Here is a 22,868-nt window from a genome sequence, read left to right as displayed (position 1 = left end):
GCGAAACGGCGAGATGGAGAGTGCTTTCATCGGCGGCCCACAAGCCGAAGACATGGATATCCACGACGAACGCATTCCGACAGCGACGTTCGCGACCTGTCTCGACAGCATGCCCCAACCCTGTGTCGACCTCGTTGTCGAGTACGAGGGCGGCATCGTACTCACACGACGACAGAACGAGCCAGCCAAAGGCGAGTGGTTCTGGCCGGGGAGCCGCCTCTACAAGGGTGAGCGACTGGACGACGCAGCACCACGCATCGCCGCGGAGGAACTCGGCCTCACGTCGGTTGAAACGGAACGACTTGGCGTCAGCGAACACTTCTGGGACACGTCGTCGGTCGACGGCGTCGACACCCGACACACAGTACCAGTCGTCTACCGAGTCGTCCCCGACGACGGGGCGAAAATTACACTCGACGACCAGCACGACGCCTATCGTGTTGTCACGGAGCCACCGGCGGATGCGAACCGATACGTCTTGGAGTACTTCGATCGATTCGATATCGGCCAGTAGCGGGTGAAAATTGTTGTTTTGAGGCCGAATGCGTATCTCATGAGCAGTCAGGCTGGACGAGACTAGCAGGTAACTGACCAGAAGATTGATTACGCATCGTAGTTACTCACTAACTGAGTAACTATGACCATCCTCATCACTGGCGGCGACGGCTACGTCGGGTGGCCGGCCGCACTGCGGATCGCGGACCGAACGGACGAGCGAGTGCTGCTGGTCGACAACTTCGCCCGAAGAGAGTGGGTCGAGGACGTCGGCGCGACGAGCGCGACACCAGTGGCCAGCATCGACGAACGCCTCGACGCGGCCCGCGAGGTCCACGGCCTGACGAACCTCTCCTTCGTCGAGGGCGACCTCGCCGAGAAGTCCTTCGTCGACGAACTGCTGGCGGTCCACGAGCCAGAAGTCGTGGTCCACACCGCCGCACAGCCGTCCGCGCCGTACTCCCAGATCAACGGCGAGCGGGCGAACTACACCCAGCACAACAATCTCCAGGCGACGCGGAACCTCCTGTGGGGCCTCGAAGAACACGACCTCACTGACACCCACTTCGTCGAGACGACGACGACGGGCGTCTACGGCGCGCCGGAGTTCCCGATTCCCGAAGGCGGCGCGACGATGGAGAACCAAGGCGAGCGCGACGACGTTCCGTTCCCCAACATGGGCGGGAGCTGGTACCACGCGACGAAGGGCTTTGACGCACAGAACATGCGGCTGGCCCACACGCAGTTCGACATCCCGATTTCTGACGTGCGAACGGCAATCGTCTACGGGACCGAAACCGAAGAAACTCGCGCGGACGACCGGCTCAAGACTCGCTTCGACTTCGACTACTACTTCGGGACGGTTACCCACCGCTTCTGTGCGCAGGCTGTCGCGGGCTATCCCGTTACCGTCTACGGCAAAGGCGAGCAGCGCAAGCCGTTCATCTCGCTCGAAGACGCCGTTGAAGGGCTGGCTGAAGTTGCCCTGACCGACCCAGACGAGCGTCCCGAGGGACTGACGGTGTACAATCAGGTCACGCGCGCCATCAGCATCGTCGAGATCGCCGAGACAATTGCAGACGTGGGCAGCGAGTACGACCTTGATGTTGATGTCGAGCACTTCGAGAACCCCCGCGACGAGGACGAGACCCACAAGATGGAGATCGAGAACGACCGGTACGCCGACCGCATCGGCGGCCAGTCCCAGTCCTTCGAGGACGGCGTCGGCGACATCTTCGAGACGCTGACCCGCTACGCCGACACCATCAAGGCTCACGAGGACCGTTTCCTCCCGGGCGTCCTAAGCGAGGACTGACGATGGACGTGCTGGTCACCGGGGCCTGTGGCTACATCGGCAGCGCGCTGATACCGTTGCTCCGGGCAGACGACCGCGTGGACGACATCGTCGTCTTCGATGACCTCTCCTCGGGGTCGCCGCGGGCGCTGCTGGGAACGCTGGGGGACGGCCTCGAATTTCGCCGGGGCGACGTCCGCGAGTACGGCGACGTGGAGAGCGCCATGCGCGGCGTCGACCGCGTCATCCACCTCGCTGCCATCACCGGGGCGTCGAGCACACACGAGCGCCGCGACGAGACCTTCGCCATCAACTACGACGGCACCGAAAACGTCCTGACTGCGGCCGGCAAACTCGGCGTCGACCACGTTGTCTTCGCCTCCTCGTGTAACGTCTACGGCCGCGCGACCAGCACCGACATCGACGAGACAGTCGATCCGGACCCGATCAACCCCTACGCGGAGACGAAACTGCAGTCCGAGACGCTACTGCAGGAGTACTGCGAGGAGTTCGACATGACCGGTACCGCCCTGCGGATGGCCACCAACTTCGGCCACTCGCCGGGCGTCCGGTTCAACCTCGTCGTGAACTACTTCGTGTTCCGCGCACTCACGGGCCGCCCGCTCACCGTCTACGGCGACGGTTCGAACTGGCGGCCGTTCATCCACGTCCAAGACGCCGCCCGTGCCTACGCGGAGGCGGCGTGCGATCGCGAGTCCTGGGACGAACCAGTGTACAATGTCGGATCGATGGACGCGAACTACCAGATATCTGAGATCGCCGACATCGTCGCCGACGAGGTCGCTCCGGTCGACGTGACCTATCTCGAAGACGAGCATCCCGGTCCGTCCTATCACGTCAACTTCGACCGACTGAGCCGGACCGGCTTCGAACCATCGTGGACGCTCCGTGAGGGCGTCCGCGACCTCGCGGAGAAATTCACCACCAATGTCTGAGACAGAACCTACCAGCGAGACGCCCCACATCGCCGTCACCGGCGGAGCGGGCTACATCGGTAGCCGCGTCATCTACGAACTACAGCAGGCCCACCCCGACTGGGAGATCACCGCTATCGACAACTTCTATCTCGGTACCGTGCGGTCCGTCGGCGATGTCGACATCGAACACGTCGACATCCGGAACCGGGACCGTCTGGAAGCGGCGCTAGACGGGGCCGACGTCGTGATGCACCTCGCCGCGATCTCCGGTGTCGACGACTGCGACGAAAAGCAGGATCTGGCCTACGAGGTCAACGTGCAGGGAACCGACAACGTCGCCTGGTTCTGCCGCAAGACCGGCGCAGCGCTGATCTTCCCGTTCTCGATGGCCGTCATCGGCGACCCGCGAGAGTTCCCAATCACAGTCGACCACCCGCGAGACCCGCTGAACTGGTACGGGCGGACGAAACTACTCAACGAGCGCGCCATCGAGACGTACGCCGACGGCGCGTTCCCGGCCCATCAGTTCATGATCTCGAACCTCTACGGGAGCCACGAGATAGACGGTCAGACCGTCTCGAAGGGGACCGTCATCAACTTCTTCGTGAACCGGGCGCTCGCCGGCGAGACGCTGACCGTCTACGAGCCCGGAACCCAGTCCCGCAACTTCATTCACGTCAAGGACGTGGCCCGGGCCTACGTCGATAGCTGCGAACGGCTACTTGAGCAACTGGACCGCGGCGAGACCGGCGTCAAGAAATACGAGATCGCGAGCGACGAAGACCCGGGCGTTCACACCGTCGCCGAACTCGTCAAGGATATCGCCGCCTCAGCCGCCGACATCGATGCCGACATGGAACTGGTCGAAAACCCACGGGGCGACGACGAGACACTCGTCGATTCGTTCCCGGTCGACACCGACCGGACGACCGACGTACTGGGCTGGACGCCGGAACACGACGTTGAATCGGCGATTCGAGCGGCGCTAGAGTCGGCAAACACGTAGACGGCGAGTCCCGATGGATTTATTCGCCAGACCGGAAAGAGAGGATACATGAGCGATACGCCCGGGGCGGGAGCGGTACTCGATGACCGGCCCGAGCTACGAGACGCGACAGCGGCGGTTCTGGCCGTCGACGACGAACAGGACGGTTGGACGTTCGACGACATTCCCATCGATTCGGGCCAGTTCGGCGAACTCGTCTCCACGGGCATCGTCGAGAAGGACGGTGACGAGTACCGCGTCGCTGATCCCGATGCTGTGCGGGCCGCGCTCAACGGCGAATCCGAAGTCCGTAACGACAGCGGGCACGGGCTGGCGCTCGGTGACGCATTACGCTTTGATTTCGACGCGCGAGCAACCGGCCTACTCGTCGCCACCCTAGCGGTCGTCTTCATCGCCCGAACATACGTCATCGGATCGATATATCGCTGCGGCGACATCGTTCTGTCGAGTAACGACCCCTACTACTACAGGTACCACGTCGAACAGGTCGCAGCGAACGCCGGCAGTGCGGCCGATTTCGGGGCGCTCTCCGTGCTGCCACGGGCACTAACGAAAGGAGAACCACTCACTATCGCGACGCTCTGGTGGGTTTCCAGCCTCTTCGGCGGGAGCAAGGAAGTTATCGGCCACGTTCTCGCCTGGTACCCGGTCGTGTCAGCACTCGTCACGAGCGTCCTGCTCTATCTGCTCGCAGTTCGGGTGTCTAGCGACCGGCGCGTCGGTCTTGCATCGGTCCTCTTTCTGGCGTTTATTCCCGGCCACGCCTTCCGGACGAGCCTGGGTTTCGCAGATCACCATGCCTTCGACTATCCCTGGCTGGGACTCACCGCCCTTGCACTCGTAGTCGCGCTAACGACGGCCACGAACCGAACATCACTTCGTCGACCACAGCCGTGGATTGCCGCAGTCGGTATCGGCGTCGGGATCGCCGGCCAGGTGCTTGCGTGGGAGGCCGGGCCGTTGCTCGTCCTACCGGTCAGTCTAGTAGTGTTAGGACAGACACTGCTGGATGTCTCGAACGACCGGTCGGCACTGGTCGGGAACACGCCAGTCCTTGCCGGCGTTAGCCTCGGAGCGATACTCGCTTGGAGTGTCCATGCGGCCACTGGTTGGCAAACTGCGCTTGTGGCTGGCACACCGGCGCTGTTGACGGCGGGCACCGCTGTTGTCATCGCGACAGCAGAGGCAGCCAGGCGGTTCGGTACCACCGCCAGGCAACTGGCCGCGGTCGATATCGGGCTGGGCGTCGTCGGCCTCGTCGTCTTCCGTTTCGGCCTCACAGAACAGTGGGGAACGTTCAGCAGGCGGCTCGATACGCTGTTTCGATCCAACGGGACCGCTGAGACATACGGACTATTCAGCGCGGACGCTTTCGGCTTCCTGTTTCTGCTCGGCCTGACGTTGTTCCTGGCGCTCCCGGCGATGGTGTGGGGCGTCGACCTCGCTCGGAGCGACCGGAGCGGCTGGCTCGTCGCCAGTAGCTACGCCTGGGTACTGTTCGCCCTCGCAGTGATTCAGGTCCGTTTCGTCGGCGAACTGGCCCCGTTTCTCGCGCTGTTCGCCGGCCTCGCGTTCGTCTGGGTCGCCTCGTGGGTCGATCTCTCCCGGCCGGTGCTGACGACTGGTGATAGGGACCTGCGGGACGTACTCGTTCCGGACACCCGCGCAGTTGCGTCGCTGTTCGTGCTGTTTCTGCTGTTCGGGGCCCTCGGGATGGTGCAGGTTCCGGTCAAAACGAGTCAGGTACTCGTCGAGGACGGGACGTACGACGCGGCGACTGCAATCGAGGCGGATGCCGCCGAGCGTGGACTCGAATACCCCGAAAGCTACGTCCTCAGCCGCTGGGGGCAGAACCGAGTGTACAACTACTTCGTCAACGGCGAGTCCCAGAGCTACGGGTATGCTCGCGGGACGTACGAACCGGTCGTCGCAGCGACAGACCCCGAGAAGGCCCACAATCGGATTTCCGGCCGGGTCGGGTACGTTGTAACGACGGAAACCGATATCGAAGAACCGACCACGATGTACGTCCGACTACACCAGCACTTCGGAAGCCAGAACGGGAATGTGGACGGCCTGGCCCACTACCGACCACTCTTCACGAGCGAAGACGGGAGCCACAAGGCGTTCGCGGTCGTCCCCGGTGGGACGGTAAAGGGCACCGTGGCCCCGAATGCAACCGTTTCGGTCGAAACGACGGTCGCTGTCTCGGACAGAGAGATAGCTTACGAACGCCAGACGACAGCCGACCGGAACGGTGCGTTCACTGTTACCGTCGGAAACCCCGGGACGTACATCGTGACGACCGATAGCGGAAGTGAAACGACCGTCGAAGTCACAGAACAGACAGTGTACGACGGCGGTAACGTCACTGTCGGGTGACTTTTAGAGACGTCTGTGGTTCTGAAGCGAAACGACCATTGTACCCACCGAGAGAACAGAGGATGTGCGCGTCTGGGTTCGTGTCAGCATCGTGCTTGTGCTGTGTCTGACACTCGGGGGATTGCTCGTCCACGCGGCAGTTACAGAAGAGCAGTGGTCCCCGTATCCAGATGCTGCAGACCTTTCGACTGGGTACGAGTCGTACGCCGGGCAGCAGCTCGTGGTGTTTGGTACGGTGACAGAGACCAGCGATAGCGAGATGGAAATCAATGTCGAGAGCGATGGGGCAGCTATCACACTCAGGGTCACCGGGATAAAGACAGCCGTCGAACCCGGTGGCGTCGTCCAAGTGTACGGAACGCTTGAACCTAATCAGACGATAGCGGCCGAGCGCGTCGAAGTCGTCAACAGCAGTCGGTGGGCGGAGTTCTACAAGTACGGCGCCTCGGCTGTCGGCGCGCTCGGATTCCTGCTCCTGTTCTTCCGGTATTGGCGAATTGACCGAGAGACGTGGACGCTGGAGGCCCGCGATGGCTGACCTGCTGACCCACCTTCTCGTTCCGTATATTTTTTGCACGGTCGCGAGTTGGCGCGTCGACTGGCTCGATCAGCGCTGGGTCGTCGTCGGGATGGGCGGTGCGGCGATTCCCGATCTGATGAAAATAAAAATCGTCCTTGAGGAGAGAACGGTCGAATCTATACTTGGATTCCCGTTTTCGTATGACCCGCTCTCCACACTCGGCGGAGTCCTGCTACTGGCCGGTATCATCGCCGTCGCGTTCGAGCGTCGGCACTGGAGACCAGTGTTCGGCCTCGTGACGTTCGGCGGCCTCACATCGCTCCTGCTCGATGGGATGCGAGTGTACGCTGACGGGAGAGCGAGCGCCTGGCTGTATCCGTTCACGAGCTGGCGGCCACCGACGCCGAGCCTGTACGTGTCTTCGGACCCAACCGTACTCGTGGTGGCGCTACTCGCTGCTGGCACGGTCGCAGTCCTCGACAGGCGAGTACGAGCGCATAGCTAACCGCGTTACCAGGTCAATCCTTCGTAAGTGATGCCGTCGCGCCGCTCGATGATGCGTCGGCCGTCGACGACGACTGGGTCGGCCATGTCCTCGAATTCAGCGTCGAGAGCCGCAAACTCGTCCCAATCAGTGACGACAACGGCGCCGGACGCACCCTCAAGAGCAGTCGCGGCCGAGTCAGCGTACTGGATATCAGGATAGCGCTCGCGCATATTCTCGGTCGCGACAGGGTCGTAGGCGACGATGTCTGCGCCACGCTCCTGCAGCCCCTCGATGACCGGTACCGCTCGCGTGTTCCGGATGTCGTCGGTGCCAGGTTTGAACGCCAGCCCGAGAACGGCGACGCGTTTCCCGGACACGTCGACGTGGTCATCGAGGAGAGCGAGGAGGCGCTTGGGCTGGGCATCGTTCAGCTCCACGGCCGCCGAGAGGACTGCGGAGTCGTATCCCTGCTCCCGCGCCGCGGCGATGATGGCGTCCGTGTCCTTCGGGAAACAACTGCCGCCCCAGCCGACACCACTGCGGAGGAACTGCTCGCCGATGCGGTCGTCGAGTCCGATCGCGTCAGCGACCTCGTAGGCGTCGACGCCGAACTCCTTGCAGATGTTCCCGATATCGTTGATGAGGCTGACTTTCGTCGCGAGGAACGTGTTGTTGGCGTACTTTATCATCTCGGCCTCGGCGATACCGGTTTCGACGACCGGCACGTCACCGTCAGCGGCCTCGCGCAGCGGCGCATAGAGGTCGTGGAGAAGTTCCGTTGCGCGGTCGTCGTCCGTTCCGAAGACGAGTTTATCGGGATTCAGGAAGTCCGCGACAGCCGTCCCCTCGCGTTGGAACTCGGGATTAGACGCGACGAGGAAGTCCGTCCCGCGTTCGAGACCGGCGTCAGCGATACGTGGAGCGAGCCGATCTTCGGTCGTGTTCGGGACGACAGTCGACTTCGTGACGACGAGGTGTGGGTCCGCCGCCGCGTTCTCAGCGCCAGCCAGTGCCTCGCCGACGGATGCCGCACCGGCTTCCATGAACTGGAGGTCGATGCTTCCATCGTCGTTCGAGGGAGTTGGGAGCGCCAACATCGTCAGCTCAGTGTCGAGTATTTCCTCGTAGTCGGTGCTTGCCCGAAGTCGACCGCCGCCGTGTTCGGCGACGAGTTCGTCGAGGCCAGGTTCGTGTATCGGCGACTCGCCGTCGTTGATTGCGTCGACGATGTCTTCGTCGATATCTATCGTTACGACTTCATGCCCGAGATCCGCAAGACACGCCGCGACCGTCGTTCCGACGTATCCGCTCCCGACAATACTGACGTTCATCAGGCGGCAGTAGTCGAGGCGCGGATATTATAATTCGGATCTTATAATTCGACAAGAGTTTTATCGGACGGCCAACGAATTGAGAGATATGAAAGCTGTCGTACTCGCCGCTGGTGAGGGAACCCGTCTCCGCCCGCTGACTGAAGACAAGCCAAAGGGGATGGTAGAGGTCGCGGGGAAACCGATTCTGACCCACTGCTTCGAGCAGTTGATCGAGCTAGGCGCTGACGAACTGCTGGTAGTTGTCGGCTACAAGAAGCAGGCCATCATTAATCACTACGAGGACGAGTTCGATGGCGTCCCGATCACCTACACCCACCAGCGCGAGCAAAACGGCCTCGCCCACGCGCTCCTAACTGTCGAAGAGCACGTCGACGACGACTTCATGCTGATGCTCGGTGACAATATCTTCGAAGCGAACCTCCAAGATGTCGTCAACCGTCAGGCCGAAGAACGTGCCGACGCCGCTTTCCTCGTTGAGGAAGTCCCATGGGATGAGGCCGGGCGGTATGGTGTCTGTGACACCAACAAGTACGGCGAGATCACAGAAGTTGTCGAGAAACCCGAGGACCCGCCGTCGAACCTAGTGATGACCGGGTTCTATACGTTCACGCCGGCCATCTTCCACGCCTGTCATCTGGTGCAGCCCTCCAACCGCGGCGAGTACGAAATCAGTGATGCGATTGACCTCCTGTTGCACTCTGGGCGAACGATCGATGCGATCCGCATGGATGGCTGGCGGAACGATATCGGCTATCCCGAGGACCGAGATCAGGCCGAGAAACGGCTACAGGGCGAGGTTGATCCGGAGCGGTCCGCCGAGAACATCGCTGCAAGCGAGTGAGACATTAAACCGGGTCGTCTCGCCAGTAACTAGTGTACCTACGCGGTCATGTAGGCCACACAGTTGTACGGCATTTCAATCGGAAGTCTGGACAACATCGTGAGACGATATCCATCGGACAGCGCCAAGCGGAACAGGCACAACGCGAGTCGGAGCGGCGTTGTGATAGCTGACACAACTGCGCTGGTACGTTCGCTGTCGATACATCGACTCACGAATTCAGGGCGGTTGGACTGCGTGTCCACGCACAGTAGCTTCAGTATTTGAGTCCCGGGACGCAGGACTTATCCCGGAACTCGGCAATCACACTGATAATGGATAGTGGCTGGCGGTACCGGGTCGCAAGTGTAGCCGGCGTCGTCGTGCTGACAGCGGTCGCCGTCGCACTTGTTAACAACGCTACCATCCAGTCGATGGCGACAACCATCCCAATACTCAGTCGGTTGCCGACCGATCCCCCAGAGGGGCCGGAGTTCACGATCGAACTCATAGTCACGACCGCAGTCGTCGTCAGCGTGTTCCTCCCGCTGTACAAACCCCGTCCGCGGAGAATTCTCGACGCTGTAGCGCTGGCCCAGAAGCGGGTGCTCGTGGCAGCTCTCGTTCTGGCGACAATCGGCTACTTCGACTATTCATACAAACTACCGCGCTTGACTGTCGTGTTAGTGACCCCGTTGTTACTGGTCGCACTGCCCGCGTGGTTCGTGTGGATTCGCAAGCGACCGTCGTCAAACGGCGAACGAACCATCGTCGTTGGGGACGACCTCAAGGTGATAGAGGAAGTAGCAAGTGAGGTCGACGGGACACTTCTGGGCTATCTCTGTCCAACGAGCGTTATGACGGCAATCGAACGGACCGAAGCCATCGCTGACGGCGGAACGAACCCCAGCGGGTTGGAACGGCTGGGTGGCCTCTCGCGAATCGAGGACGTACTCGTCAAGTATGATGTCGATACTGTTGTGCTGGCGTTTGAACACGCCGACCGGGCAGAGTTCTTCGGCGCTCTCGACGCCTGTTACGAGTACGGCGTCAACGCGAAAGTCCACCGAAACCACACAGACTCCGTACTGACCACCAGCAGTGGGGTCGGAACGCTAGTCGACGTGGAGATCGAGCCGTGGGACATACAGGACTACATTCTCAAGCGCGCGTTCGATATCGCGTTCGCATCGGCTGGACTGGTCGCGCTATCGCCGGTGATTATCGGAATTGTAGTCGCAATAAAGCTGGAGGACGGCGGCTCGATACTGTACCGACAAGACCGAACAGCAGTGTTCGGCGAAACCTTCTCGATCTACAAGTTCCGGTCGATGATCGAGAACGCCGAAGACGAGACCGGCGCGAAAATCAGTGACGAGGATGCAGGTGGAATCGACCCACGCGTGACATCAGTCGGGCGAGTGCTCCGACAGACGCATCTTGACGAGATACCACAGCTCTGGTCGATACTGCGGGGCGATATGAGCGTTGTCGGTCCACGGCCCGAACGTCCGGAACTGGACTCGGATATCCAGACCGGCGTCGTTGACTGGCAGAAACGATGGTTCGTCAAACCGGGCCTAACCGGGCCTGCTCAGGTTAATCATGTGACTGGGAAAGAGCCGAGCGAAAAGCTGCGATACGATCTAGAGTACGTGCGCGACCAGTCGTTTAGCTATGATATGAAACTCGTTTCGAGACAGATCTGGAGCGTTATTATCGATATAATAGTCGCGTATAAAAATCCGTAGGGCCGTTTATACACCGTGTAACCCTTCAATTGGACAGGTTCTACAACCGAACAGTCTTGAAGAGTTGTTACCGCCGTATCAAAACCACTCAGTTCTGTCATGAGTAGTACAGAGCAGCAGTTACGAAGAGCGTAAGCAGCTTCTACGCCATTCGTGAGAGAGGACACCAGAGTCAGTGAGAGATTGCATAAAACGATCAACAGAGTCCTGTTGTAAAGTTACAGGGACCAAGCGAAAAGGCCATACACTGGCCGGGAAATGGCCCTGTATGAAGTCGATGAAAGAGTCACTCGGTATCATCGACGACGAAGGGAATCTGTTTGGCGTTATCAATATCATCGATGCCCTCGTCGTTGTCTTTATTATTGCTGTACTTGTTGCTGGGGCTAGCCTAGTACTGACAGGTGACGGCGAGTCGAGCTCAGCACCGACAACCGGGACAACCAATGTGACACTGGATCTCGGTACTCAACCGGAATATATTACCTCGCAAATATCGATCGGTGATAGCTACAGCCCGTCGGAGAATGCGGACTTAACAATCACTGATATATATTTCACCCCACAAGATGAGTCGACCCGAGCAGTGGTTCGAGCCGAATTGTCAGCTCCGTCTTCGGGAGAGACTATCCAATACAGCGGCGCACCACCACGATACGGTCGACAGCTTGAGGTGCTAACTGAGACCTACTCGACAAAAGGGACGATTCGTGATGTTGGTGGTGGCTCCGAACTGACCACGACTGAGACAAAAGTAGTAGTCAGAGCAAATTTGTCGGAAACCGACGCTAGACGTCTCAGCGAGGGACAACCGATCCGTGTACAAGGACGAGAAGTGGCGACTATCGAGTCGGTTACAACATACGGGACCAACAACCCCGATAAAAAGACTGTCTTCCTCGGGTTGACACTCCAGAGCGTGACCAACGGTGGGCAGCAGGCGTTCGGCGAGACGAGGATCCGACCGGGAGCAAGCCTCTCCCTCCCGACAGGAGCAGGACTCGTTAAGGGAGAAATTACACGGGTGGGTGCGATGACTCAGCGCGGCCAGCCCGCAACACGTGATGTTAAGTTACAGTTATCAAACGTGTCTCCACTGCTCGCTAACAGCATTTCTCCGGGGATGACAGAGTCGTTCGGTGGTGAAACCATCGCGCGGATTTCGGCTGTGCAACGTGAAAACGCGACAATCGTCACCAAGGGAGAGAATGGAGATATATACGAACAAGCACACCCGATAAACCAAGACGTCACCTTCACTGCAAACCTCTCTGTCCGAGAGACTGATACCGGTGTTACATTCAAAGGCCAGACACTCCAGCAGGGACGCGTCGTGATACTGGACCTGGGTACCGTAACGATCAAAGCGACCGTGGTTTCAGGCTACCAATGAGGATCACAGAGACGCCACAATGGTAAAACAGCGTCTCCAGTCGGCTGTCGAGAATTCGGCACTCAAGTCGCTTTCCGACGCGTTCACACGGGGTTTCGAGCACTCGGCACTCAGCAGAATTTGTGTTCAGGTACTCGAGATAGCTAGCGCATCCAGAATCTACCGCTGGCTCACGACAGAACCGGAGCCAGCGATCATCGTCATCGATCTACGTAAGACACACACTATCGGTCCGTTACTCTCTGTTCTTGACGCTTTCAAGCCTCAAGATTCGCGATTCTGGGAAAATTCTAGTCTCACCTCAATGGCCCAGTCCGTTCAAAATATCCTCTCAGGTTCAAAAGCAGTCAGGCTGGCAATAGAGCTCCTCGAACCGCCGGAATCACCAGAAAACCACGAGCAGCGCGAGTAGCCAGCTACACGCGACTCATTCGACTGTCACGCTTTTTGCTAGGTTGCGCGGCTTGTCGATGTTTCGCCCCAGCAACGCGGCCGTGTGATACGACACCAACTGTAGATGCGTGTTCGCAAGCACTGCAGCGGCTCGCGGATGGGTCTCTGGAATTTGGAGCACGTGGTCGGCGTATCGTTCAACGTCACTCTGTCCATCCGTGATCGCGACCACCGGGGCGTCGCGCGCTTCGACCTCTTTGACGTTCCCGATCGTCTTACGGGCGCGTTCGTCGTCACCGGTCACGATAGCGAACACCGGCGTGTTTCCGGTCACCAGCGCCAGCGGGCCGTGTTTCAGCTCACCCGCAGCAAAACCCTCAGCATGCTTGTAGGTAATCTCTTTCATCTTTAGCGCGCCTTCGAGCGCTACGGGTTCCTGATACCCGCGGCCGATGAAGAAGTACGCGTCGGCGTCCTGGTACAATTCAGCGACCTCCTGAGCGGCAGATTCGTCGAGGACCTCCTGGACGTGGCCGGGCAGGTCGCGGAGTGCGCTGATTACCTGCCGGGCGTCGCCGGTCGTCGACGTTCCGAGGGCAAGCAGGTTCAGCGCGGCTAGCTGGGAGGCGAAGGTCTTGGTCGCGGCGACGCCGATTTCCGGCCCGGCACGGATGTACAGCGCGTGGTCGCACTCGCGGGCCGCGGTGGAGCCGACGACGTTAGTCACGGCCAGCGTGCGCGCGCCGCGGCGACGGGCCGCCCGAAGTGCCGAAAGCGTGTCCGCGGTTTCGCCGCTCTGGGTGACGCCGACGACGAGCGCATCGCCGATCGGTGGGGTCGCGGTCGCGTATTCGCTGGCGAGGAACGCCTGAGCGGGGATACCGGCCTCGCGGAACAGTTGCGCGCCGTGTAGAGCAGCGTGGTAGGAAGTCCCGCAGGCGACGAACTGGACGCCGGTCGGGGAGAGGTCGCCGAGGTCGCCGATATCGACCGTGCCGGCGAGTTCGTCGACTCGACCCCGCAGACACTGCCGGAGCGCGCGCGGTTGCTCGTGAATCTCTTTGAGCATGAAGTGGTCGTAGCCGCTTTTGCCGGTCTCCTCGGGGTCCCACTGGACAGTGTCAATGTCCTTCTCGATGACAGTCCCGTCGGTGTCAGTGACGGTCCATCCGGCACCGTTGAGGCGGGCGAACTCGCCGTCAGCGAGGTAGACAACTTTGTCAGTGAAGTCCCGGAAGGCGGGCACATCACTGGCCAGATACGTCGCGTCGTCGTCGATGCCTAGCACGAGTGGCGAGTCGTTTCGCGCAGCAAATACCGAGTCACAGCCGGCAACGACGACAGCGACGGCGTAGCTTCCCTCAAGTCGGTCGACCGTCTCTCTGACAGCGTCTTCAGGGTCAGCTCCAGCGTCCAGTGCGTCCTCAATGAGATGGGGGACGACCTCCGTATCGGTGTCAGATGCGAAGGTGTGGCCGGCGCTGACGAGTTCGTCCCGCAACGACTGGTAGTTCTCGATGATGCCGTTGTGGACAACTGCGACGTCGCCGGTGCAGTCCTGATGCGGATGGGCGTTCTCGTCGGTAGGTGGTCCGTGCGTACTCCAGCGGGTGTGGCCGATACCGACCGAGCCTGAGAGCGTCCGTTCCGACAGCGCCTCGCGCAAGTCGGCGATTTTGCCGGAGTGTTTGCACAGGTCGATGTGGCTGTTCGCAAGCGCGACGCCGGCAGAGTCGTACCCGCGGTACTCCAGTTTCGAAAGGCCGTGGACGAGCGTGTCGAGCGTTTCGTCGCCGCGGCCGACACAGCCGATGATTCCACACATCAGCGGACCACCTCCGCACCCTCGCGGACAGTTCCATCGACTGTCACGCCAGTGGCGAGCTGAGCGTTGGGGCCCACGAGCGACCCGGAGACGAAGCTCACGTCCCCGAGCGCAACAGCACGGTCGGCGATGACGGCGCCTAGCCGCTGGTCCTCAAACACTTCTGTGCCGACCTGGACATCGGCTGGGCCGCCGGGGACGACCGTATTGACGCCCAGGTTCACGTCTTGGCCGGTGACAGTGTCGACGAGGGTTGAACTCGGGTCGACACGCGTGTCAGCGTCAAGGACAGTGTGCTGGATGACGCTGTTGGCCCCGATAGTGACGTTGCGCCCGAGCGCGACGTTCGGACCGATGACAGCGTCCGGCCCGATCTCACAGTCCGGGCCGATGACGGCCGGTGACTGGAGAGTCGCCTCGTCGTGGACACGTGCGGAGTTATCGACCCAGACCTGCTCGTCGCGAGCCGATTCAACGACCCGACCACGCGCCAGCACCTCGCGGGCCACGGTCAGGAGGTCCCATGGATAGGTCGCGTCGACCCACATCCCGTCGACCTCGACTGCCTGAATGCGATGAGATTCTAGCAGGAGTTCGATAGTGTCGGTCAGCCCGAGTTCGCCGGCGTGGCGCGTCGTTTCGTCAATCGCTTCAAAGATATCACCGTCGAAAGCGTACACGCCGCCGTTGATGAGTCTGAACTCGTCACGCTGGGGCTTTTCGACGATATCAACGATGTCGCCGTCCTGTACTTCGACAGCACCGTACCGGCTGGTGTCCTGTCGTTCGACGACAGCGATGCTTGTATGCCCGGTTTCCGCGTAGGAGGTATCTACCGCCTCGATAGTGGCCGCGTCGACGAGGCGATCACCGTTCATCACCAGAACCGGGCCGTCGACAGCGTTCCGTGCCTGAAGGAGTGCGTGCCCACTGCCGAGCTGTTTCGTCTGGCTCACGTAGGAGATCGGAACGCCACGGTACGTCGGACCGAAGTGGTCCTGAACGCGGTCGCGCTTGTAGCCGACGACGACGACCAGTTTCTCGATGCCTGCCTCGACCAGCGCGTCGAAAACGTGTTCGAGGATCGGACGGTTTGCGGCCGGTAACATTGGTTTTGGCCGGTTTCGCGTCAACGGCCGGAGGCGAGTCCCCTCACCCGCAGCGAGGACCACAGCCGTATCGATGTGCATACTTGTTGCAGACGGAGGAAGGGCTTCAATATGGCGGCCTTACCGAGATTCGTCGGTGGCTACTCGCCACGCATGTCCAAATTGGGGTGTGAAAATCAAACGTATCAGGCGACCGTGACATTCAATCGTCGCAACGCTTCCCAGTCCAGAACTGCGGGCTACTGCTCGCCCATCCGCTCGCCGGCGACCCGACGACCCTTCGTCGTCAGGTTCACTTCAGTCCGTTCTCGGAGCACGCTTATTACGTCGAGTTCGATCAGGCGGTCGAAGATTTCCTCGGTTTTCTCGACGTCGATGCCGACGAAGTTGGGGATGTCGAACGGCGAGACGCCGGAGTGCAGCGCCATGATGACCCGTTTCTCCGTCGAACTCAGGTCCAGATCGGCCTGGTTCTGCTCGGCGCTCTCTTCGAGCATCGTTCGGAGGACAGTGGCGTGAAACTCCTCGCCCGCGAGGTGTGTTTCGACGCTGATGTCGTCCTCGCTGTGCTCGACCTGAATGACCGTCCGCTCCTCGCCGCTGACCTGTTTCTCTTCGACTGTGAGGTCGCCGATGTCGGCGCGGTCGATGACAACCGCTTGCCCGTCGGCCATCGCGAGCTTCAGCGCCTCGTCGGTCACCTTGAGTCGGCCTTTCGTCCACTCGGCGGACTGGACGACGCCGCCTTTCAGTGCCGGGTGTTGAACCAGCACGATTGCGCCGTCGAGACTCGCCCGGTAAAAATCGGTCTCGAACGCCTCGTGGTTCGACGCCGATACGAGGATGACGTCCTCACCGACGTAGAGGGCGACGTAGTCGGAGACACCGGCGCTCTGCTGGTTGACGTCGAATCGGTCGGCGATACGGTCGATGTCGGTCAGTGAGATCTGTCGCTTCTCGTCGCCCAGCAGGGCGACTCGCTCGGTGGTGAGGACGATGCGACAGTTTCGCCACTCGGCGTCGGTCAGCCGCTGGCCCTGTGAGACCGCCTGAAGGAACTGCCCCTTCGTATCGGCAATCTTCTTTTCAGTGTCGCTCATACCCCGTACCGGCCTCTCGTACATCCGTTGTCCGCAGGACTCAATATAAGTTCCGTCGCCAGTGTCGAAAGTGAGAACGGCCGACTGCACTGGCGGCCCGCTCACAGCGGAATCGTCCACAATTAGATAGGATATTTTTTGCGTGCGGCGATGTATCGTCAATTGATGACACGGGGTGACGAATCGGATCGGGGACAGTCCCAGACGGGGCGAGAGACAGTCGAACCACCGGACTGGTTCGTCGAACAGGCGAACGTGACTGACCCGGCTGTCTACGACCGCTTCGAGCAGGAGTGGCCCGATTGCTGGCGCGAAGCCGCCGAGTTACTCGACTGGGCGGAGCCGTTCGAGACAGTACTCCGTGGGACGGACGGGCCACCGTTCGAGTGGTTCTCCGGTGGCCGATTAAACGCCGCATACAACTGCCTCGACCGGCACCTCCCTGAGCGGAAGAACCAACTCGCACTGGTCTGGGAGGGCCACCTCGGCGAATCCCGCACCTACACCTACCTCGAACTGTACCGGGAGGTCAACGCCTTCGCTGCGGCACTGCGGGACCGCGGCGTCGGCACGGACGACGTGGTGACGCTGTACCTGCCGATGGTACCCGAACTCCCGGTCGCGATGCTGGCCTGCGCACGCCTTGGCGTGCCACACAACGTCGTCTTCGCCGGGTTCTCCGCAGACGCGCTGGCGACGCGAATGGAGCGGGCCGAGTCGGAGTACCTCATCACCTGTGACGGCTACTACCGCCGCGGCAGCGCCGTCGCACAAAAGAACAAGGCCGATAACGCACGAATCGCCGTCGACCACGACGTATCGGTCGTGGTGCTCGACCGACTGGGCCGTGACGTGCATTTAGGCGACGACTACGACGACTATCACGACCTGCTAGCGGCACACGAGGGGGCCGAAGTCGAGCCCGTCTCGCGGGCGGCGGACGATCCGCTCTTTCGCATCTACACATCGGGGACGACCGGCCAGCCGAAGGCCGTCACGCACACGACCGGTGGCTATCTCGCACACGTCGCCTGGACCGCCCAGTCAGTTCTCGACATCAAGCCCGAGGACACGTACTGGTGTTCGGCCGACATCGGCTGGATCACCGGCCACTCCTACATCGTCTACGGCCCGCTCGCGCTCGGAACGACAACAGTGCTGTACAACGGCACGGCGGACCACCCCAACAAGGACCAGCTGTGGAAGCTCATTGAAAAGTACGCCGTCGATGTGTTCTACACCGCACCGACGGCCGTCCGCGCGTTCATGAAGTGGGGCGAGGAGTACCCCGCGAAGCACGACCTCTCCAGCCTGCGCCTGCTGGGCACCGTCGGCGAACCGATGGACGCGAGCGCCTGGGAGTGGTATCGCGAACACATCGGCGGCGGCGAGTGCCCGGTTGTCGACACCTGGTGGCAGACCGAAACCGGCGCGGTGCTCGTGTCGACGCTGCCCGGCGTTGACGAGATGAAACCCGGGGCCGCGGGAACGCCGCTACCGGGAATCGAGGCGTCCGTCGTCGACCTCTCTGGTGTGGTCGCCGAGTCGGACACGGCCGGCGAACTCGTCGTGACGCGACCCTGGCCGGGGATGCCGCGGGCACTGCTCGACGGGACAGGCTGGGGTAGCGTCCCGGACAACGCCAAAGAGTGGCGGTACTACCCCGAAGACAGCGTCTCAGTCGACGATAACGGCTACATCACGTTCCTCGGCCGGATCGACGACGCCATCAACGTCGCCGGCCGGCGGTTCAGCACCAAGGAACTGGAGTCGACGGTCGCCGGCGTTACCGGCGTCGCCGAAGCTGCCGTCGTCGGTGCCGACGACGAGACGACCGGAACGGCGGTGTACGCGTTCGCCTCCCCGGAAGACGGCTACGCCGAGAGTGAACTCCGGGCAGCCATCGAAGACGCTATTGTCAACGCTATCGGCGGTATCGCTCGCCCCAAGGAGATCGTGTTCACACCCGACCTCCCCAAAACACGGTCGGGCAAAGTTATGCGCCGCCTGCTGACCGCAGTGGCGAACGACGACGAACTGGGCGATACCAGCGCGCTACGTAACCCCGAAATTCTCGGCGAGATCCAGTCGACGACGAGAAGAGAGTGAGCTGTTTCGTATCTTTCTATATCACCGAAGCGTACTCGCGGCGACGGCGTCTTTGCTGACCGTTTTACTGTCCTCTTCTCGTTGGAATCGGCGGGCTGGGCGCAATACTTATTTCGATATTCTGTGAATCTCCGAAACATATGGATGGCGAAGCGGACCGCATCAGTGAGCGAGGGTACGAACAGCTCCGGCGGGCGGCCGAGACACACCGGTCCGATCTCGTGCTCCGGCTCGGTGCGGAGGTCGGACTCCGCCCAGCAGAGATGACCGCCGTACGGCTGGCCGATATCATCGAGTTCGAGGGATATCGCCTGCTGGCTGTTCGGGAGGACGGCGACGTGGTCCGCGAGACGTACCTCCCGGATTCAGTCGAACACGACATGCGGAAGTACGCGAACGCGGCCGGGGTGGACGACGACGAGCCGCTGTTTTCCGTCTCTCCGCGTCGGCTCCAGATGCTGGTCAGCGAGGTAGCCGACCGAACCGCTGAGACGACACCACACCTGAAGGGGGTTTCCTCGCGTGACCTCCGGTGGCGGTTCGCGGCGAGCCTGCTGGACGACGGCGTTCCGCCAGACGTCGTCTGTGCGCTCGGCGGCTGGGACCGACTCGACCGGCTGGACCCGCTGCTTGACGAACCAGACCGCGAAACCATCGTTGCGGCCGTCGACGGGGCCGGCGGGCAGGCGTCCGCAAGCGAGCCGCAGCGAACCGTCGACTGGATTACGGCGGTCAGCGAGGCGCTTGCGGCCGCTGCAACTGGTGAAGCGATTGCGACAACGGTCTGTGACCACCTAACAGGGGCAGCAGGCTTCGAGTTCGCCTGGGTCGCCGAACGGACCGGTGATGGACTGACACCGCGCGCGACGGCAGAGATTTCGGAAGCGGCTGTCGAGCAGCAGATCGAGTCCCACATCGAGTCAGTCACCGCTTCGCTTGAGTTGGGCGAGGTTCGTGTCGTCGACGACAGCACCGGTCCGGTCGCGCTAGTCCCGCTTGTCAGGGAAAATGCCGTTTCCGGTGTCATTGGGATCGGTGCCAGCGAGGAGCTTACCCATGCGGAACGCGCCGTACTGTCCGCACTCGGCGTCCAGGTCGGCCACGCGCAGGTCGCCACCGAACGCAAACGGCTCCTGCTTGCCGACACGGTGACCGAGCTGGAGTTTCACTGTGGGGACGAGCGAACCTTTACCGCCGGCGTCTCCGAGGCGCTACAGTGTACGGTCGAACTGTCCGGCGTCGTCCCCGTTGGGGGTCAATCGCTGCTGTACTACCTGATGGTCGAAGGCGCCTCGGCCGACGCGATACTCTCGTATGCGGACGACGACGACGGCGTGACCGACGCCAGGCTCCTCGAAGAGCACAGCGACGGCGTGTTGCTGGAGGTCGTCGTCACCGACACGCCAGCACTCCAACTGGTGGAGAGCGGCGGGCGCATCCGGTCTGTGACAGCTACTGACGGTGTTGCGACGATCGCAGTCGAGCTTCCCGGTGAGGCCGACATCAGACCGACAGTCAACGCCATCACCAATGCCTACAGAGAGACATCGTTAGCAGCGAAGCGAGAGACGGAACGGCCGGCCGAGACGGACACCGGATTCCGCGACCGACTGACCGATACCCTCTCAGACCGGCAGGAAACCGTTCTTCAGGCGGCCTACCACAGCGGCTATTTCGAGTGGCCTCGGGGCTCGACCGCTGAGGAGCTAGCGGACTCGCTGGACGTCTCGTCGCCGACGTTGCACAACCACCTCAGGAAGGCACAGCAGAAGGTTCTAACCGCGTTTTTCGACGAGCGGCCGGCTGAGCCGCGACGGCCGACCGACAACTGAAACCCTGTTTCATGTTATCGTAGTTAGACCCCCTGTTTATATGGCCGCTGTGAAATATCGATGATAGACCATGTCAGATGAAGATGTCCAGCTAGAAGCGCGGCTTGCGGAGCAGGAGGTTTTCGAGCCCCCGGAGTCGTTCGTCGAGCAGGCGAACGTGACAGACGAGGGTATCTACGACGAGTTCGAGGAGAACTGGCCGGAGTGCTGGGAGGGAGCCGCCGACCTCCTCGACTGGGAGGAGGACTACGATCAGGTACTCGACGACTCGAACCCGCCGTTCTACGAGTGGTTCACGGACGGGACGCTAAACGCCTCGGCGAACTGCCTGGACCGGCACCTCGACGAGCGCGGCGACGAAGCCGCTATCGAATGGGTCGGCGAACCGGTCGAGGAAGACAACATCACCTACACCTACGAGGAACTCCACCGGAAAGTCAACGAGTTCGCAGCTGGCCTGCGGGAGATGGGCGTCGGCGAGGACGACGTCGTGACGATGTATATGCCGATGATTCCACAGCTCCCCATCGCCATGCTGGCCTGTGCCCGCATCGGCGCGCCTCACTCCGTCGTGTTCGCCGGCTTCTCTGCGGACGCGCTCGCGACGCGGATGAACGCCGCCGACTCGGAGTATCTGGTCACCTGCGACGGCTACTACCGCCGTGGTGACCCGCTCGACCATCTCGACAAAGCCAACGAAGGACTGAGCGGCGTCGACCACGAGGTCGAACGCGCCATCGTCGCCGAGCGCCTGATGGACGGTGACGGCTTCGACCACGACTACGCGGACAATCAGGTCGCCTTCGAGGACGTCATCGCGGACAATGAGGGTGCAACGGTCGACCCGGTCGACCGCGACGCCGAGGACATGCTGTTCCTCATGTACACCTCCGGGACGACCGGGAAACCGAAGGGCGTCAAACACTCTACCGGTGGCTACCTCGCCTGGGCGGCCTGGACCTCCCAGGCGGTGCTCGATATCAAACCCGAGGACACGTACTTCTGCTCTGCCGACATCGGCTGGATTACCGGCCACTCCTACATCGTCTACGGCCCGCTTGCGCTGGGCACCACGACGATGATGTACGAGGGGACGCCGGACTACCCCGACAAGGACCGTCTCTGGGACATTGTCGAGGAGTACGAGGCCGATCAGCTCTACACCGCGCCGACGGCCATTCGCGCGTTCATGAAGTGGGGCAAGGAGTACCCCGAAAAACACGACCTCTCCAGCCTGCGACTGCTGGGCACGGTCGGCGAGCCAATCAACCCCCGGGCCTGGAAATGGTACTACAAGCACATCGGCAACGAAGAGTGTCCCGTCGTCGACACCTGGTGGCAGACCGAGACTGGCGGCATGATGATAACGACGCTGCCCGGCGTCAAGGACATGAAACCCGGATCGGCCGGGCCGCCGCTGCCGGGCAACGACGTACGCATCGTCGACACCGAGGGTGAGGAAGTCGAACCCGGTCGCGCCGGCTACCTGACCGTCGACAAGCCGTGGCCCGGGATGCTCCGGACGCTGTACAAGAACGACGAGCGGTTTATCAACGAGTACTGGGCGGAGTACTCGGACACCGACAGCGACGACTCCGACGACTGGGTGTACTTCCCCGAAGACGGCGCGAAAATCGACGATGACGGCTACATCACCGTGCTGGGACGGGTCGACGACGTGATCAACGTCTCCGGCCACCGCCTCGGGACGATGGAGATCGAGAGTGCCATCGTCGGCGTGGAAGGTGTCGCTGAAGCCGCCGTCGTCGGTGGCGACCACGACATCAAGGGCGAGGCGGTGTACGCGTACGTCATTACCGAGGACGGCTACGAAGAGGACGAGGAGCTTCGAAGCGCGATTATCGACGGTGTTGAGGACGCTATCGGACCGATTGCCCGGCCGGAAGCCGTCATCTTCACGCCCGAGCTGCCGAAGACCCGCTCCGGGAAAATCATGCGCCGCCTGCTAGAAGACATCGCGAACGGCGAAGAACTGGGCGATACGAGTACGCTACGAAACCCTGATGTCGTCAGTGATATCGAGACCAAGGTTCAGGGAGACTGAGCCGTAGCGGCGAAC

General features: G+C 61.5%; 17 protein-coding genes. 13 read left to right on the top strand and 4 right to left on the bottom strand.

All coding sequences use genetic code 11. The features are described from left to right. Positions 1 to 13: 13 nt before the first annotated feature. The 7 genes from IEY38_RS10885 (at position 14) to IEY38_RS10855 (ending at position 7,140) form a co-directional block, all read left to right on the top strand. The gene (locus IEY38_RS10885; RefSeq protein WP_229775274.1) at positions 14 to 514 is read left to right on the top strand and encodes a GDP-mannose mannosyl hydrolase; all 501 of its coding nucleotides are present in this window, start codon (positions 14 to 16) and stop codon (positions 512 to 514) included. Positions 515 to 637: 123 nt separating this feature from the next. Beyond that, complete coding sequence (locus tag IEY38_RS10880) at positions 638 to 1,810, top strand: NAD-dependent epimerase/dehydratase family protein (RefSeq protein WP_188977736.1); 1,173 nt, start codon at positions 638 to 640, stop codon at positions 1,808 to 1,810. A gap of 2 nt (positions 1,811 to 1,812) precedes the next feature. Beyond that, positions 1,813 to 2,745: an NAD-dependent epimerase/dehydratase family protein gene (locus tag IEY38_RS10875; protein ID WP_188977735.1), complete on the top strand. Its 933-nt coding sequence runs from the start codon at positions 1,813 to 1,815 to the stop codon at positions 2,743 to 2,745. Then, positions 2,738 to 3,733, top strand: a complete 996-nt coding sequence (locus tag IEY38_RS10870) for an NAD-dependent epimerase/dehydratase family protein (protein WP_188977734.1) — start codon at positions 2,738 to 2,740, stop codon at positions 3,731 to 3,733. Before IEY38_RS10875 ends, IEY38_RS10870 begins: the two co-directional genes overlap by 8 nt. A gap of 48 nt (positions 3,734 to 3,781) precedes the next feature. Further along, the gene (locus tag IEY38_RS10865; protein WP_188977732.1) at positions 3,782 to 6,115 is read left to right on the top strand and encodes an STT3 domain-containing protein; all 2,334 of its coding nucleotides are present in this window, start codon (positions 3,782 to 3,784) and stop codon (positions 6,113 to 6,115) included. 64 nt (positions 6,116 to 6,179) lie between these two features. Further along, a complete protein-coding gene (locus IEY38_RS10860) occupies positions 6,180 to 6,653 on the top strand; it encodes a hypothetical protein (RefSeq protein ID WP_188977730.1) in 474 nt (157 codons plus the stop codon). Then, the gene (locus IEY38_RS10855; protein ID WP_188977728.1) at positions 6,646 to 7,140 is read left to right on the top strand and encodes a hypothetical protein; all 495 of its coding nucleotides are present in this window, start codon (positions 6,646 to 6,648) and stop codon (positions 7,138 to 7,140) included. Before IEY38_RS10860 ends, IEY38_RS10855 begins: the two co-directional genes overlap by 8 nt. Before the next feature lie 5 nt (positions 7,141 to 7,145). On the opposite strand, the gene aglM is transcribed toward IEY38_RS10855, so the two are convergent. Then, complete coding sequence (gene aglM, locus IEY38_RS10850) at positions 7,146 to 8,453, bottom strand: UDP-glucose 6-dehydrogenase AglM (RefSeq protein ID WP_188977727.1); 1,308 nt, start codon at positions 8,451 to 8,453, stop codon at positions 7,146 to 7,148. 88 nt (positions 8,454 to 8,541) lie between these two features. On the opposite strand from aglM, the gene aglF reads away from it, so the two are divergent. The 3 genes from aglF (at position 8,542) to IEY38_RS10835 (ending at position 12,420) form a co-directional block, all read left to right on the top strand. Beyond that, the gene (aglF, locus tag IEY38_RS10845; RefSeq protein ID WP_005536118.1) at positions 8,542 to 9,297 is read left to right on the top strand and encodes a UTP--glucose-1-phosphate uridylyltransferase AglF; all 756 of its coding nucleotides are present in this window, start codon (positions 8,542 to 8,544) and stop codon (positions 9,295 to 9,297) included. 314 nt (positions 9,298 to 9,611) lie between these two features. Next, positions 9,612 to 11,027 (top strand): sugar transferase, encoded by a 1,416-nt coding sequence (locus IEY38_RS10840; protein WP_188977724.1) that lies wholly within the window; start codon positions 9,612 to 9,614, stop codon positions 11,025 to 11,027. 277 nt (positions 11,028 to 11,304) lie between these two features. Then, positions 11,305 to 12,420 (top strand): DUF4330 family protein, encoded by a 1,116-nt coding sequence (locus IEY38_RS10835; protein ID WP_229775273.1) that lies wholly within the window; start codon positions 11,305 to 11,307, stop codon positions 12,418 to 12,420. 427 nt (positions 12,421 to 12,847) lie between these two features. Here IEY38_RS10835 and glmS read toward each other — a convergent pair whose 3' ends face one another. From glmS to IEY38_RS10820, 3 genes are all read right to left on the bottom strand, one after another. Next, positions 12,848 to 14,638, bottom strand: coding sequence for a glutamine--fructose-6-phosphate transaminase (isomerizing) (glmS, locus tag IEY38_RS10830; RefSeq protein ID WP_188977720.1), 1,791 nt, complete (start codon positions 14,636 to 14,638; stop codon positions 12,848 to 12,850). Next, complete coding sequence (gene glmU, locus IEY38_RS10825) at positions 14,638 to 15,828, bottom strand: bifunctional sugar-1-phosphate nucleotidylyltransferase/acetyltransferase (protein ID WP_188977718.1); 1,191 nt, start codon at positions 15,826 to 15,828, stop codon at positions 14,638 to 14,640. The genes glmS and glmU overlap by 1 nt, the downstream gene beginning before the upstream one ends. Before the next feature lie 158 nt (positions 15,829 to 15,986). After that, positions 15,987 to 16,847 (bottom strand): CheF family chemotaxis protein, encoded by an 861-nt coding sequence (locus IEY38_RS10820; RefSeq protein WP_188977716.1) that lies wholly within the window; start codon positions 16,845 to 16,847, stop codon positions 15,987 to 15,989. A gap of 165 nt (positions 16,848 to 17,012) precedes the next feature. On the opposite strand from IEY38_RS10820, the gene acs (IEY38_RS10815) reads away from it, so the two are divergent. The 3 genes from acs (IEY38_RS10815) (at position 17,013) to acs (IEY38_RS10805) (ending at position 22,853) form a co-directional block, all read left to right on the top strand. Beyond that, positions 17,013 to 18,956 carry an acetate--CoA ligase gene (acs, locus tag IEY38_RS10815; RefSeq protein ID WP_188977714.1) on the top strand — a complete coding sequence of 648 codons (1,944 nt, stop codon included), beginning with the start codon at positions 17,013 to 17,015 and terminating at the stop codon, positions 18,954 to 18,956. Between the two features lie 140 nt (positions 18,957 to 19,096). Next, entirely contained in the window at positions 19,097 to 20,788 is a 1,692-nt protein-coding gene (locus IEY38_RS10810) for a bacterio-opsin activator domain-containing protein (RefSeq protein WP_188977712.1), read from the top strand. A gap of 70 nt (positions 20,789 to 20,858) precedes the next feature. Further along, positions 20,859 to 22,853 (top strand): acetate--CoA ligase, encoded by a 1,995-nt coding sequence (gene acs, locus IEY38_RS10805; protein ID WP_188977710.1) that lies wholly within the window; start codon positions 20,859 to 20,861, stop codon positions 22,851 to 22,853. Positions 22,854 to 22,868 lie beyond the last annotated feature (15 nt).

The sequence above is a fragment of the Haloarcula sebkhae genome (assembly GCF_014647415.1).
In the GTDB taxonomy this organism is placed as follows: domain Archaea; phylum Halobacteriota; class Halobacteria; order Halobacteriales; family Haloarculaceae; genus Haloarcula; species Haloarcula sebkhae.
Note: the sequence above shows the minus strand (reverse complement) of the source record. Positions and strands in the feature narration are given on the sequence as shown.